10 protein-coding genes are annotated in these 15,056 nt (G+C 41.8%); 1 reads left to right on the top strand and 9 read right to left on the bottom strand.

The features are described 5' to 3' along the window. Positions 1-124 precede the first annotated feature (124 nt). The 8 genes from gldN to BMX56_RS06160 all read right to left on the bottom strand — a co-directional run bounded on the left by gldN (position 125) and on the right by BMX56_RS06160 (position 7,810). Positions 125-1,105: a type IX secretion system ring subunit PorN/GldN gene (gldN, locus tag BMX56_RS06190; protein ID WP_090642499.1), complete on the bottom strand. Its 981-nt coding sequence runs from the start codon at positions 1,103-1,105 to the stop codon at positions 125-127. Between the two features lie 6 nt (positions 1,106-1,111). Further along, positions 1,112-2,626 carry a type IX secretion system motor protein PorM/GldM gene (gene gldM / locus BMX56_RS06185; protein ID WP_090642496.1) on the bottom strand — a complete coding sequence of 505 codons (1,515 nt, stop codon included), beginning with the start codon at positions 2,624-2,626 and terminating at the stop codon, positions 1,112-1,114. 37 nt (positions 2,627-2,663) lie between these two features. Next, positions 2,664-3,473, bottom strand: a complete 810-nt coding sequence (gldL, locus tag BMX56_RS06180) for a type IX secretion system motor protein PorL/GldL (protein WP_090642493.1) — start codon at positions 3,471-3,473, stop codon at positions 2,664-2,666. Positions 3,474-3,521: 48 nt separating this feature from the next. Then, complete coding sequence (locus tag BMX56_RS06175; protein ID WP_090642490.1) at positions 3,522-4,835, bottom strand: T9SS ring complex lipoprotein PorK/GldK; 1,314 nt, start codon at positions 4,833-4,835, stop codon at positions 3,522-3,524. A 252-nt stretch (positions 4,836-5,087) separates the two neighbouring features. Beyond that, positions 5,088-5,852 (bottom strand): uroporphyrinogen-III synthase, encoded by a 765-nt coding sequence (locus BMX56_RS06170; protein WP_090642486.1) that lies wholly within the window; start codon positions 5,850-5,852, stop codon positions 5,088-5,090. 12 nt (positions 5,853-5,864) lie between these two features. Beyond that, entirely contained in the window at positions 5,865-6,842 is a 978-nt protein-coding gene (locus tag BMX56_RS06165; RefSeq protein ID WP_090642483.1) for a DUF4271 domain-containing protein, read from the bottom strand. Positions 6,843-7,050: 208 nt separating this feature from the next. Then, positions 7,051-7,242 carry a hypothetical protein gene (locus BMX56_RS29830; RefSeq protein ID WP_143065374.1) on the bottom strand — a complete coding sequence of 64 codons (192 nt, stop codon included), beginning with the start codon at positions 7,240-7,242 and terminating at the stop codon, positions 7,051-7,053. Further along, entirely contained in the window at positions 7,220-7,810 is a 591-nt protein-coding gene (locus BMX56_RS06160) for a zeta toxin family protein (protein WP_090642480.1), read from the bottom strand. Before BMX56_RS06160 ends, BMX56_RS29830 begins: the two co-directional genes overlap by 23 nt. A gap of 145 nt (positions 7,811-7,955) precedes the next feature. Here BMX56_RS06160 and BMX56_RS06155 point away from each other — a divergent pair, with 145 nt between their 5' ends. Next, complete coding sequence (locus BMX56_RS06155; RefSeq protein WP_090642477.1) at positions 7,956-10,448, top strand: mechanosensitive ion channel family protein; 2,493 nt, start codon at positions 7,956-7,958, stop codon at positions 10,446-10,448. Between the two features lie 474 nt (positions 10,449-10,922). Here BMX56_RS06155 and BMX56_RS06150 read toward each other — a convergent pair whose 3' ends face one another. Continuing rightward, the gene (locus BMX56_RS06150; protein WP_177183733.1) at positions 10,923-14,570 is read right to left on the bottom strand and encodes a T9SS type A sorting domain-containing protein; all 3,648 of its coding nucleotides are present in this window, start codon (positions 14,568-14,570) and stop codon (positions 10,923-10,925) included. Positions 14,571-15,056: the final 486 nt, after the last annotated feature.

The raw sequence follows: 15,056 nt of genomic DNA, 5'->3' as shown, positions 1-15,056 counted from the left end.
CCAAATAGTTCGGGATTGCTTCGTGCTTCACAATGACGGAAGTTTTGAATATGATTTACATAAAACGCAAAAAGTCAAAACCAGAACAGCTTTGACTTTTCACCTTTGAATTTTCACTTAACAATTAGTATTGCCAAAGATTAAGCTCCCAATCCATTAATGTCTTTTTTATCCTTTCCGATTCGTAAAGCTTGTCTATCCCCTGGGCGTAATCTTTCACACGCTCATCTTTATCATTGCTTTGTTTTACAATATAACTGGTAAAGATACGCTTCATGAAAACATCATCGAAACTTAAGCCTGTTGCATCGCTGGCGCGGCTAACGACCTCTTTGGTTGCAAGTATCTGGCGGGCTTCGGGAAAATAAATCCAAAAAGCCGGCTGATAATCCACATCTGCAGCACCTACACCCTTTGGTTTAACAAGCGGCGCTATCCCAATAATGCGCGGTTCAAAAATAGAGCGCTGGCGATCAAACACCCAATCTTCTTTTATACGATATTTGAGTACGCTATCGGGGTTAAATTCGCTGGCTACCATTGTAGATCCAATCTCATTGCCGTTGGCATCAAATTTCTTCACCACGCTGCTATCTGCACCGGATAAACGTCCCTTGGCCTGAGCCCCATTTAGCGGCGTACTGAAACTATCGCCATTAATATCGTCCTTTTTACCCGGTGTTGGGTCATAAGCTGTTAGTTCGCCTGCCGTAATAGCATCCAGCAACACATCAATTAAACGGCGTTTTGGCGATGCAAGGTAAGTGTTCATTTTATCGCGTACATCAATTTCGCGCCATACCCTTTTAGCAAATGCTACGTCGCTTTCGCGCAGGTTGGGGTACGGGGTTACTTTCGCACTTAAAATGTTACTCTTTTTATAATAGCCATCAAGCGGCCTTTCAAAAGGCTTCATTGGCTTTTTGGTTGTATCCGGTGATGGCTGGCTGGCCACGGTATTTGAAGGCTGGGGCGGCGGCGGGGTAGCTCTCCGTCCTGCAGCAGCATTATTTGTTTTCCTGGTCGATTTCTTCGGTTGTTTTTTTTGCGCATAAGCGCCAACGCAGGCAATACAAAGCAAAACAATTAAAATTCTCTTTTTCATACGCGTTTAATTTGCGGATAATACAATAGCGTCCAGCCCGCGGGGCGTGCCGTCCGGGCCAACGGCCACAACATCTTTAAAAACAACTGTTGTACCTGGTGTAACAGTATTTAAAGCCGATCTCATTGCACCGGTAAGTTCGCCGCTCGAGCCCGAATATATAATAGCATCCTGGCGCGGTTTTATAATTAATATGGTAAAACGTGTAACATTAAATTTAGCATCAAAATCAAAGTTGTCCAGTTTAGCAAAAAGCCTGTCCTGCGCCCTGATGTTGGCAGCGCTGGTTGTACCACCGCTTTTGCCGCCAAACTGTGCTTTGGGATCCGGAATACGTTTTACCCGAAAATCAGAAGATCCTAAAACCATGCCCTTTTCGCCGGTAACGGTAATTTTCGCAGCGCCGACACTACTCACCCTAACCGTGTAATGACCGGCAGATCCACTGATAGAACCACCGCTCATGCTTACATTTAAGCTTGAAGTAGGTACACCCGGAGCCGATACCGATACCGGGTTGGACACGCCTATATACAACACGTTCATTTTATCAGGCGACACTACGGCCGATGGCCTTGCAACCATGTAGTCCTGAGAAAATGTATACCTTTTATCGGGGCCGCCATCAACTGCTTTAACAACCAATTCGCCACTCATAGTATGTTTGCCTTCGCCGCTTGCTGTAGTTGTATAAGTTCCAATACCATCTTTAGTCGGAACGGACGATCCCCCCACCGTGATAATTGGATTTGTATGCGAATCGTAAGCTGTTAAATAAATATCCGCTTTAAATTGCTGCCCAGCCAAAACGTAACTGCTTGGCGACACGGCTACAGCCCTGAATGCATTCAGCGTTACTTCGGCTTTATCAACGTTGCTGTATAATTTTTTAACCACTTCATTTTCGGCATTTTTTGTATCTGCCTGTATTTTGGCCAATGTGGTTATAGTTGCTCCCAATGGGATACCTTCGCCAAAGTAAGCTTGCTGCCATGTTTTTTGCTGCATCCCTACATTTGCTTTTGGCGCATCCGCATTTAAAGAAAAGTTTACGCCTTCGGCATCCTTGCCTAACAATTGCAGTAGTTTGGCACGGGTAGCTTCTATTTTTTCTTTTAAAACATCTGCCTTCTTGCCGTTGATCATCACTTCTGATGATATATCCAAATTGTCGCGTGCAGTAATATCATCAATCTCCTTATTGATACCGCCCCCCTTTTCAGTCAATTCAACTTTCAGATCATCGATGTATTTATTTAAGTCATCGGTCATTTTACTTGCCTCTTTTGCCGCGTTAAGATATTTAGCTTTATCAGGCTGAGCTTTTATTTTTGTTTCAAATGAATTATAAGTTTGCTGTAAACTGGAGTTTACATTCTTGGTAGATGCATCCAAACTTTTGGTAATATTTTTAAAAGCATCCAATAGGTTCTCTGGTACGTTTAGCGCAATTAAGCCTAAAAGCACCAGGTATAAGATACCTATCATTCGCTGTCTTGGGGTTTCCTTACCTCCGGCCATCTATATAAATCTTAGCTTTTAAAAAATCTGTTTATAATTAACTAACACGCGGCTGGTTCATCGCAGTAAGCATGTTGCCATATATAGCATTCAATGACCCCAGGTTTTTAGCTAAACGGCCAACCTCTTCCTTAAACTGTTTGGAATCATCTAACGATTCGTTAAAGTTGTTCATGGTTAAGGCCATATTTTGATAAAACTTGCTCATTGATTTTAAATGCGCGTTTGAATCCTGTAATTCCAGTTCATACACCGCGTTTAACGAACCCAAGTTTTTGGCCAGTTTATTTACCTGTTCATGGTACGCCTTTGAATCTACATTGGTATCAGCCATTTCGGCTAAATTGGCAGACGCTTTTTCGAATGCAGCACTCAGGTTATCATAACTTGCGGTTGCTGTCTTTACTTTAGCGGTAAAAGCTATAGTGGCTTCGCCAGCATCGGTTACCTTTGATATCGCTGCAACTTTATCGCCAAAGGTTCTTAAACCATCACCTAAGCTGCGTACCAGGTCGGGCCCTATCTTGGCATCTTCAAGCATTTTATCCAGGGCAGCGGTTGTATTTGTTGCTCCTATAGCAACCGGATGAGATGATGATTTAGGCAATTCGCCCTGAAAATCCTCATTCAGCTCGGGGTATACACGTACCCAGTCAACCTCTTTATCTTCGCGTTGTAAACCCAAAATAAAAAAAAGTATGGCCTCGGTGCCTAAGCCCGCAGTGATAAATTCAGAAGCGAATTTCCAGTGTTGTATTTTAAATAACAAACCAATGATAACTACCGTTGCACCGATTGAAATAATGTTTCCTATTCCAAATGGTTTTTTCTTTCCAGTTCCAGCCATAATAATCAGAAATAACTTTGTTTAGATGATTTTACGTTTTTGTTTTGTTTATCGTTTGTCTTTGATATCCCGGCCCAGGTAACTTGTAACGCAGCGGAAACCGATGTATGATTTTGCGGTGTCCTGGTACTCGTAGGTACGGGTAGAGTTTTGAAGGAAGTAACCGATATCTTTCCATGATCCGCCCCGTACAACTTTACGTTTAAGCACTTCGGGATCAGAAGACTTTGCCTCAACGGCGAAGGTTGGTGCAAGGTCATGTACAAATGTTGAAGCAGATTCGTCAAAGGCAGATGATGTCCATTCTGCTACGTTGCCGGCCATATTATATAAGCCGTAATCATTGGGGAAATACGAACGCACGTTTACGGTGTAAGCGCCGCCATCATCGGTATAATTACCGCGGCCTGGTTTAAAGTTGGCCAATAAACAGCCTTTAGCATTTTTTATGTAAGGGCCACCCCATGGATAATCGGTACCTAACCTGCCACCGCGGGCGGCATATTCAAATTCGCCTTCTGTAGGTAAGCGGTAATCGGCGCGTGGGGGTAAATGTCTTGAATTTTTATAAGCCTCATTGTAGCGGGTACGCCAAACAGTGAAAGCCCTTGCCTGTCTCCAGGTAACGCCAACTACAGGATAGTTGCGGAAAGCCGGATGCGAGAAATAAGCCTCGACCATTGGCTCATTGGCGGCATATGAAAAATCACTTAGCCATACCAATGTATCGGGGTATACGGTAACGGTATCGCGCAAAATGAAATCCGAACGCCTTGATTTTGGATCGTTGCGGTGGTTTGCGGCATCACGCAGTACCATTAGTGCGTAATTGTATTTTAACAGCCGTACATCAATCTCGTCGCGGTCAAAAACACGGTCTTCATTCTGGTAAAACATACCCTGAAGTTTCGATCTGTTGCTCGCAGCGCCCTTTCTATTGCTCCAAACCGGGTTCTTTTTTACATAAGCCCAGTTAATATATTTTTTGCCGCTTGCATTGGCCGGACGGCCACCTTTGGGCTGTATGTAATATTTATTATCATTTACGTAATTGGTGATAGCGATAGAATCGCGTACCCAAAACACAAATTTTTTGTATTGGCTGTTGGTAATTTCGGTTTGGTCCATAAAAAACGGGGCCTCGGTTACCTGCTTTGGCTGTGCTGTTTGCGCAAAGGTTACATCCTGATCGGTTTGGCCCATCATAAACGAACCACCTGGAATATAAACCATTCCGTAAGGTACTTCGGCCTTAAAGGAACGCTGCGGGACGCCGATTACTTCCCCCCTGTCGCCGCCACTACCGCAACCGCTTAATACACCACCAGCTAAAACAACTATTAAAAAGTATATCTGCTTCATTTTAAAATCAAAAATCAGTTATAAAAATATAACATTATAAGACCCCCGAATATATCAAATTTGCTTTACCGTGCCAAAAAACATTTGAATTAAGCAATAAAAAGCCCTTTTAAATGCCAACGGCATTGTTTTATCAATAAATTACAGTGTAAAAAACAATGAACTGACTAACTACTTAAATGTAAATTAGATGTCACTAATACGCTATTGCCGACAAAAATGTTTCAAACTGGTAAATAAATTTCCTTTTTTTTATTTATTTACCAATTTACAATATTGTTCGATAGCCATTGTCATTGAAGGAGCAGCCGGTGTTGGGGCCGGAATATCGAGAATCAAACCAGCTTCGAGCACTGCCTTATGGGTAGTTGCGCCAAAGGCTGCTATGCGTGTATTGTTCTGTTTAAAATCGGGAAAGTTTTTATAGAGCGACTGAATGCTTGACGGGCTGAAGAAAGCGATAACGTCATAAAACACTTCTGCCAGGTCTGAAAGGTCACTGCAAACGGTGCGAAAAAGCACTGCTGGGGTAAAATTATAACCATTCTCCAACAAAAAGCGCTGGGTTTCTTCGGCGGCCACATCTGAGCATGGATAAAGGAATTTTTCGGCAGAATGTTTCTTTAACACTTCAGCCAGGTCGGCTGCAGTTTGCTTACCAAAAAAGATTTTGCGTTTGCGGTACTGTATATATTTTTGCAGGTAAAGCGCAATGGTTTCTGATAAACAGAAGTATTTCATTTCTACCGGCACCTCAAAACGCATCTCTTCGCAAATGCGGAAGAAATGGTCGGCAGAGTTGCGGCTGGTAAAAATAACCGCGGTAAAATCACCCAGGTTAATTTTTTCCTTCCTGAAATCCTTTGCCGGTACGCCCTCAACATGAATAAATGATCTGAAATCAATTTTCAAGTTCAGCTTTTTTGCCAGCTCGGCGTACGGATTTTTGTCGTTTTCGGGTTTTGATAAAGTAACTAATATACTTTTAACCTTTTTCTTTCTGTCTTCCAAGTCAATTCTTTTAACTACCTAAATCCTAATGTTTAATGCCTTTATCAAAATTAAAATAGGGCAAATTTCGAGGGCACAAAGATACGTAAATAAATAAAATTTGTGAAATCTAAAAGTAGAAATTATACTTACGCTACTCCTGAGGTACTGCCATAAAAAAATAACAATAACAACGATGATTGTAAGGTTGAGCAATATGGGTATATACTGCACGCCCAACATGCTAAAACATATTACCACCGGTAAAAACACAAAAGCGATATTAAAGTAAGTAAGGTGCAATATGTTCAGGTATTCGTTTACCAGTTTATTGATATCAAACACAAAGCCCAGCAGCTTAAGCACTACAAATTTAAGGGCAAATAAAGCAATAATACCTATTGTGAGCAGGACAAACAGCCTGCTGCCGCTTACTACATAATAAACACCCTTAAAAGCAGCCAGCTGGTACAAAAACAGGCTAAAAGTTAAGCAGAAAAGCAAAAACAACCCCAAAAAAGCCCATAGGCTTACCACCCCCTCCTCTTTGCCGGCCTGCGATAAAACGCGCTTGCTATAAAATGACTGCCATACAAAACTCACATCGCTGTGGAGCGTGATATTTAGTATTGCTGTATATAGCAGCAGGCAAATAATAATGGCAATAATCCAGGGGTCGCGCTGCGGGCGGCTAAGGCCATCCCTTACCCTGCCTTTTGTTTTTAAATGAATATCTAAAAAGCCATACCCTTTATATTGGGTATGGGCAAGTATGCTATCAGTAAATTCGCTGGTAGTGGTTGAATCGGGTATCCGGATGAAACGCATTGCCATGGAGTCGGCCACAAAAAGCTTCCGGGCCTGCATGGCGTTAGCCACAGAATCGAGCAGGGAATTGCCGCCAATGCTGATATGCCTGTAGGACGGGGCCTTGCGGCCCGCCGAAGTGTCCTGCTGGCTAAAGGCGGCAAAGACAACGCACCACGTTAACAAAAAACTCAAGGCAGCTAAACGCATCTAAAAATCGACCCATTAAAATTCGCAGCAAAATTAAGGTAATAATTGGTTGTTTTGTAATGCCCGGTAATTAAAGATAAATGTTGCTTGATCGTAGCCATAGCAGTCAAAAAACAGGAACCTGGGCTTGCTTTTTTTAACGGTGACACGTTTAAATACGGTCTGGGTCTGGCAAAGAGCAAAAAAACCAATACAGCGCCGGAAGTAATTATTTAGGCAGTTTTTTTAACAACTCTTTTGCAGGAACAGCTTTAAAGCCGTCTCTATCATCGCCTACAATGAGGCTTCTGTCATTCAAAGCGGCGTTTTCAACCAATTTACGGTTAGCCCTTTTCAAACCCTCCATAACCTTTGATGCCAATTCATCAATATCCATATTAGTATTTGCTTTCGTTATCATCGCTTTGCTTTAAAATAGTACTCCAAATATCGGCTTTTATTATACTTGTTTCAAACCGAAGCCCACCCCTGGCAACAAATATCGGTTCAACATTTGTATTATTGGCAACCAGCCACTTGTCGCAGATGGGAATATATAGTTGTATCAAATTTTTTAATCCCCCGTAATATCTGCGAATTATCACATCTTTGGGTATATTATGCCCTCCCTCGCTTACCCGTAAGGCTACCCGTTGCATGGCCATTTGAGGCGATTTTAACCAAAAATAAAGCAGGGTTACATTATACCCGTTTTGCTGAACTTTTTTTATCATCGATACATAACTTCTGATGGATAATGTTGTTTCGATGGCAAAATCAACCTTCTGCTTTAAAAGTTCTTCAATACGTTGTAACATAATCCTACCTGCCCCCAAAGCAACGCTTTCGGGGTTAAACGGCGAAATCCCCGCCGCAATATTATCGGCATTAACAAACTCGTAACAGTTAAGCAGTTCGGGTAAAACAGTGTAACTTGCCGTTGTTTTACCAGCACCATTGCAACCCGCAATAATATATAAATTTGGCATTAGACTAAAAATAATAAAGATAGACCAAAAAAAACACAATTGGGCTATTAATTCCGTTATCGTTATAACTGCCCAATTAGCTGCAGCGTTAAAACAATTTGGTTTCGGGCTATACTTCAACAACATCTATTACGTATAATTGATAATGCAAAACCTATTTAAAACCATCTGTTTATTTTTGATCGCCGCGCTGGCGTTTAACCAGGAGTGCCCTGCGCAGGTAAAAAAAAAAAAGGGGCACCTATCGGTAAGAGATTCTTTGAGGCAGAAGGTTTTGCGAAGGGACTCTGTAATCCGATCGTTTAAGAATGTAGATGGTTCGGTAAATATGCTGCTTGGCAAAATTGAAGATTATACCACCTCATACGTCGAAACCAATTCCGACCTGTCGCGCGGGTTTGATACTTTAGAGATTAGCCAGGAATTACCAACATTAGAAAAACGGATGGCCTTGATGCGTAATGCTATTGACCGCTCATCTACTTTAGGAAACCTGGTTACCATAAGAGATATAATTGATCATCTTAAAAACCAGATGGACTCCTGGGAAGAGCAGGTAACCATTTACAATAATCAGCTTGATGCCATCCGTGGCAAGATAGCCGACTTTAAATCGGATACGGTTTTGCGAAATGCCCCTTCAGATAGCAGCCTCAGGGTTAAAACAATTGCCCAGGTGCAGGACCTGGATGCAAAATGGCAAACTTTAGATAGCAATGCAAAAAAATCCATGATCAGGATTGGCCTGCTCGAAAACAGGGTATCGGCCCTATCTATTTTACTAATAGACCTTGACGACAGGATAGATTTAAAAATTCACGAGTTTACTGTTAAAGCGCTTACAAACGAATATGGCTTTATCTGGAACCCCCATAAAAGTAAAACACCTAATGACTTAGGCACTGCTTTTGCAAAAACCAGCCGCCTGGTTTCCCTGCTTTACGTTTACTTTATAACCAACAAATATAATTACGTTGGGCACGTGATAAACCTGTTGATACTGGTTGCTTTTTTTGCCTGGATATATAACAGCCGCAGAAAAATCGCCAGTTTAAACACGGGGTATAATGACATTTTTGAGCAAACAAATTATATTGTAAAGCATCCTTATCTATCAACACTAACCGTTTTTGCCATTATATCTCCTTATCTGTATGATCATGCTACACTGGCATTTGCACATACTATGTTTTTGATTATGATGGCAAGCATTGGTATTTTAATTAAAAACAACTGGCCACGGCCGCTATATAAATTTTATGTTGTTTTGTTTACAGCTGCCATATTTTTGTGCGCAAGCAGTTTAATGGTGCTTATTACCTATCCCGACAGGATTATGCTGCTCATATTATCTTCGCTGGTTATTTATTACTCGTTGCAATTTCTTAAGGATGTAAAAAGGAATAAAGAAGGATACCCTCCATACACGCTCCGGGCTATACAGATATTTATTGGGTTACATATTTTTTCGGTATTGTTAAACATTGCCGGGCGGTTTAGCCTGGCCAAATTATTAGCTGTAACTGCTACTTTAAACCTATGCCTGGCTATGGGCTTCTATTTACTGTTTCAAATATTAATGGAAAGTTTGTTTTTGCAGTTAGAGGGCAATAAAAAAATGGAAAACAGCTTAACCTCTTTTCTTGATTTTAAGGAGCTGCAGAAAAAGTCAAAAGGTTTTTTGATTAAAATAACCGGAATATTATGGCTTGTGGCTTTAGCTAAAAACTTAACCATCGATGATTATATATACGACCAGGTTAATGATTTTTTAAACTCGCCGCACCAGGTAAGCAGCACAGCTTTCACTTTTCGCAGTATACTGGTGTTTGTAATTGTAATCTGGATTTCGGGGTTGATAGCCAGGGTAATAAGCTACTTTTATGATTTTGCCGGCCAGCAAACCAAACTAACACCACAAGCTAAAAAAACCAGGTCGTCTATTTTACTTATCAGGTTAACCATTTTTGTTGTGGGCTTTTTTGTTGCCATAACCGCCGCGGGCATCCCGATGGATAGGGTAACCATTATTATTGGCGCTTTGGGCGTTGGTATAGGCTTTGGTTTGCAAAATATAGTAAACAACCTGGTATCGGGTGTAATACTTGCTTTTGAAAAGCCTGTTCAGGTGGGCGATATTATTGAAGTAAGCGGCAAATCGGGCACAATTAAAGAAATTGGAATCCGATCGAGTAAAATTGAATGTGGCGATGGATCTGAGCTTATTGTTCCTAACGGCGACCTTATTTCCCAACACGTAGTAAACTGGACTTTAAGTAACAATAACCGCCGTGTTGAGCTGATTATCCGGGTGGCTTACGGAACAGACGTGGTAAAAGCCGAGCAAATACTTAAAACTATTATTGAGGGTAATGACGACATTATGAAAACCCCGGCGCCTTCTGTTTTTCTTTATAATTTCAGCGATACAGCTATCGAATTCCGGGCCTGGTTCTGGGCGGCCGAAATATCGAAATGGCTTAGTTTGAAAAGCAGTGTAATGCGTGCTATTTATATTGAATTTGATAAAGAGGGGATAGAAATACCAAAGGGACAAAAAGACATTCAGGTTAATTTTCCGGGCAGCGTTCCACCCGGCCCTGCCGGCGATGCCGTTGTTTCGCCACCAGGCCGATAAAAATGGGTATTACTAATGTTAAGTCAACAGTACTAAGTCATAAGTCTAAAGTTGTTTTTTTCTCTTTTGACTTAGAGCTTAGGACTTTAGGCAAAAATTGATATGCTTTTAAGCTTAACTTCAGGGCAGACGCATCTAATTGGGTTAACATAACTTAACACATTTCAGATATATTTTAATTTAAATACCTAATAATCAACATATTGCAATTTAGCATGGTTAACACTAAACTGATCGTGCAATTTAGGTGCATCCAAATATTTGTGCCTTTTGTTGGCCAACAAAAGTCCCTTGGCACCCGGATTATTTAACCGGGATCAGCTGATAAAAATAAGGTATCGTTTGATGCTAATATCTTCCGACGCTATAAGCTTATTCAGTTAGCTATTATTAAATAACAGCTTATCGCGGTTAACTATTTGGATGCGTTTGCCCTGAATGTAACCTGCCTTTTGTCATCGTCTTTTGTTAATCTTATTTCTTTACAAACTTTGCTTTGCCTAACGAATTACCGCCGGCATCTTTCAGTTCAACAATGTAAACGCCAGGTATAAACTGCGACACATTTTCGCTCCAGCTATCTTTAACAGATGTTTTTTGTACTACAACTGCCCCGGTTATATCATAAATATTTAACTTATAGCTTGATGCCACCGTTGTAGTTTTACCGTTGGTAACATTTACATTTAAAGTTTCGGCTGTAGGGTTTGGGTAAACACTAAACATATCGGCGTTTCCACTCTTATCAAAATAGATGCTTACCGGGCTTGAGTAGGAAATATTGCCAAACAAATCAACCTGTTTTAACCTGTAAACGTTATTGCCTGTGTTAGGTAACTTGTCGGTGTATTTATAAATAGTACCGCCATTGCTTTGTACCTGGTAAAGCGTAGCGTAGCTGCTGCCATCGGCTTCCTGTTTTTCTAACGTAAAAAAATAATTGCTGCCATCGTTATAAGTCCGCCAGGTAACTAAAACGCCGTCAGTAGCTTTTTGAGCGGTGAAGGTAACTAACTGATATTTTGATGCCGGTTGCTGCTGAACAGATAGCTCAAAGCGATTGCCCCCAAAGGTAGCCGTATCTTCGGTTACAATATTAAACGCGTATGATTTGTACCTGCCTATATCAAGTGAGTCGTTCTTAAAATGATCTATCAGGTAAAATTTATACTGTACCGTGTCGGCATTAATATCAACCAGGTCAAGGTTATAAAGACCGCTTTTAGTTGTTTTTACAAACAGCCTGACCTTTTTCCCGATCTGCTTATAATCGGCAAGCTGGTTTATTGATGTTCTTACGCCATCTGCAGAATAGCTGGAAAGGTATACCTTAGGCGATGCTCCATCTAAATCAAGGGCATCTTCGGTGTTGTAAAACTTATCATCCCACTCTTTGGCAAAGTATATACCACATTGTGTATTTACCATACTATCTTTAGTAAGCTGTAAATGCATACCGGCAGGGGTGTTTTCCTGGGCAGGCGTACTAAAAGATTTCTTTAACATCCTGATATCGTTTTTAGTGCTCATCAGTAAAGCCGGAGTGGTTGATTTAGTGATGGCCGGATAGCTTACCTTTTGGTCTTCTTTAAAAGTTACGGTTTGCCCGGTTGCGGTGGCATCTATGATAAAGCCCTGCCCGCTCACAATGTATTTACCCGCTTTGGTGCTTGATGTGGTATGGGTTACAGCATTATAGGAAATATAAGTTTGCGCCGGCTGGCTCATTTCCCAAAAAATAGGGCTTATGGCGTTGGTTGAGGCATTATAATTATCTGTGTAAAGCACATCAAGGCTGATGGTGCTTGCGTATGGGTTGCCCACCTGGTTATAGCCCGGCAATATGGCGCCGGTGCCGGTATGGTAGGGTATTGATGTACTGTTGGTATTCCAGAATTTTACCGGTATGTTTCCCTGGTTTAAATAACCTGTTGCCGTAATGGTGGTATTTTCGGGCGTACGCACTGCCGATGCGGTTTGCGTGCTGCTGTTATCGCCGATAAAAAAGAATAAAAAGCTGTTACCAACGGGTATGGTTACCCCGGTGGTTTGCACAGCCGGATAACCCGAAGTGGTTGTTACCCCGGTTGCTGTAATAGTATATACCCCCACATTTTTGCCCGAGACAAAAGAGTTAGAATTATTTGTAATTAAAGCTTCATTATAAAGATATAATGAAGGGTTAGCATTGGAAACAAAAAAACCGGTGCCCTGCCCGCCTGTTAAAGCGCCCCGGTACGTAACCCCGCCAAAAGTTTGTGATGTGCTGATATAGCTAAGGCCGATATTGCCCGCGCCCGAAAGATTTGAACTTATATTAACCGGCGGCGACATCAGGCGGTAGCCCCTGAACCCGGCGCCGCCTGTAAGGTAGCGCTGCGCGTTTACATTACCGGTAATAACAGCGCCGGTAGGCATTTGGGCCACGGTAGCAGTTGAGGATGCATCAGACATTAAAGTTAACACACCGCCGGCATCAAGTTTTGTGGTGGCATTGGCCATGGTAAGCGTACCTGTGCCTGCTACAGCAAAACCACCCGAACCAGACATGGTTTTGGCATTGGATAACGATGTGCCGCTAAAATTCACCTTGCCAAAAACAGTACCGGTGGTGCTTACATCGCTTAGCGATTGCGCAGCCGAGCCGTTAAAATAGGTTGTACCGGTACCTTGTGTGTAAACACCACCGGAATTATTGGTATAGTTGCCGGCGATACTTAAATTGCCCGAGCCTAAGGCAAGTGTGCCGCCGCTGTTATTGGTAACGTTCCCGGTAATGGTAATAGACCCGGCGTCTTGTGTAACTGTTGCAGCATTTGTCCAGCTACCGGTAACGGTTACCGTAGGGTCGTTGGTGTTTAAATCTACCGCCCCCCCGCTGGTTGATAGTGTACCTGTAACAGCAAGAGTTCCTGAGTTTACTTTTCTGGGGCTCGCGTTGGTCATGGTAAGGCCAGCTCCATAGGTTATTGCCGTAGATACCACCTGGGTATTGCTGGCTACATTGCCATCGTAGGTAATTAGTTTTGTTGGCGCGTCGGCAGCTGTGTTTAACCAACTGCCTTCAATAGTTACGGGTATGGCGTTAGTTGCCAAATCAATATTACTGGTGCCTTTAAAATCACCCTGGATATTGATAGTTGTAATACCCGAAAAGGTTACAGTGGTTGAGCCCGACGATGTCAGGTTGCCCCTTACCAAAAAGTTAGATGATGTATTTGGAGACGTGCCGGAATTAATCTGGATTGTTGTGCCGGTAAAAACAACATTCGGCGGTAAATTGGTCTGCCCCGCATTGGGAGTATATAAGTTAACTATTTGCGTTGGTGATGTGTATTCAATTGTGCCCGATGGATCAATAATATCATTTGCGCGAAACGTAAAGGTTGATTTTGAAATGTAGTCGGAATTAGCTTTCATGGTTAGCATATAACCTGTGCCTACTGTAAGCGTGCCGTTTGCGTTAAATATGGCATTAGCCTCAAGGGTGGTTTGATTTACTGTTGCACCGGTAAGCGTTACACCGCGGTCGCTGGTGCTGCCATAATAAGTGTTATAAATATCTAAATGGTCAATTGCTGTACCCCCCACTGTGGTTGTGTTCGGGAATGATTGCGCCGTAGTTCCGTCTAAAATCACGGTCGAACCATTGGCAGATGCATCGAGCGTGCCGCCTTGTATGTCGCCCGAAAGCTTTAATATACCTGTTGTGCCTAAAACAATGCTGGTTGCCGATGCCATGGTAACATTGTTTACATCCAACGTTCCGGCTACCGAAATTTTGCTGGTGTTTGATGTAGATGACATGGTTATAGTGGGTACACTTAAGGTAAAACCAGCGTTAATTGTCAGCGTTATTATTTTTGTATTGCCTATAGTTATTGATGCCGGTGTAAATGCAGGGGCAGCGCTTATGGTGGGCAAATTTGTACCTACAGCAAATGTTCCGTTTGCTATATAAATTACATCCCCATTGGCAGGCAACGTGCCTCCGTTCCAATTTGCAGCAGTATTCCAATTTGTTGATGAACTACCAACCCAATACCTTGTGGTGCCAAAAAGATTTGACGAAACCAATAGCAGTGTAATTACTTTTAACAAAGTGAGCATCCGTATTTTCATATGAACTTGCATTTATTTGATAGCCACATAGTCGAAAAAATCAGCCAAAAAGATTCTCATCAAACCTCGTATGCATAGGTTTTTACAATAATTAAATTATTTTTTTTTGATTTTTGTACCGCTGACTGTTGTTATCTATCCCCTTAAAAACAATTGATTTTTTAAGGGGAATAAATTCAACCTTAATGTAGATTTCTACGTGAGCCGCCACAAATGGTTACTTAATTCATAAAAAAAATGATGATTTTAAGTATAAAAACGGGCGGAGAGGCACAAAGAACAGGTGCAACAACAAAGGCGAAATAATTAAATTAAACGGGCTGGATTGAGGGCTTTTACAGAAACTATTTCGACACATTCATATAGCGGCCTTTGTGCGAAAATCCTTTAAATGAGATCATATGAACAGTTGCCCTTGCCGGGCTCAATTCAACATAATTGATCATAAAAATTTAAACCCGATTGCCTGGCATGTTATCGTACCCG

This window comes from Mucilaginibacter sp. OK283, from assembly GCF_900110415.1.
Classification (GTDB): Bacteria; Bacteroidota; Bacteroidia; order Sphingobacteriales; family Sphingobacteriaceae; genus Mucilaginibacter.
The sequence above is the reverse complement of the archived record's forward strand: the minus strand, read 5'-3'. Positions and strand labels throughout refer to the sequence as shown.

Excerpts from the sequence above, each read along its gene's own strand:
- BMX56_RS06175 (WP_090642490.1), bottom strand. The coding sequence starts at position 4,835 with ATGAAGCAGATATACTTTTTAATAGTTGTTTTAGCTGGTGGTGTATTA.
- gldN (WP_090642499.1), bottom strand. The coding sequence starts at position 1,105 with ATGAAAAAGAGAATTTTAATTGTTTTGCTTTGTATTGCCTGCGTTGGC.
- BMX56_RS29830 (WP_143065374.1), bottom strand. The coding sequence starts at position 7,242 with ATGATAACGAAAGCAAATACTAATATGGATATTGATGAATTGGCATCA.
- gldL (WP_090642493.1), bottom strand. The coding sequence starts at position 3,473 with ATGGCTGGAACTGGAAAGAAAAAACCATTTGGAATAGGAAACATTATT.
- BMX56_RS06165 (WP_090642483.1), bottom strand. The coding sequence starts at position 6,842 with ATGCGTTTAGCTGCCTTGAGTTTTTTGTTAACGTGGTGCGTTGTCTTT.
- gldM (WP_090642496.1), bottom strand. The coding sequence starts at position 2,626 with ATGGCCGGAGGTAAGGAAACCCCAAGACAGCGAATGATAGGTATCTTA.
- BMX56_RS06150 (WP_177183733.1), bottom strand. The coding sequence starts at position 14,570 with ATGAAAATACGGATGCTCACTTTGTTAAAAGTAATTACACTGCTATTG.
- BMX56_RS06155 (WP_090642477.1), top strand. The coding sequence starts at position 7,956 with ATGCAAAACCTATTTAAAACCATCTGTTTATTTTTGATCGCCGCGCTG.
- BMX56_RS06160 (WP_090642480.1), bottom strand. The coding sequence starts at position 7,810 with ATGCCAAATTTATATATTATTGCGGGTTGCAATGGTGCTGGTAAAACA.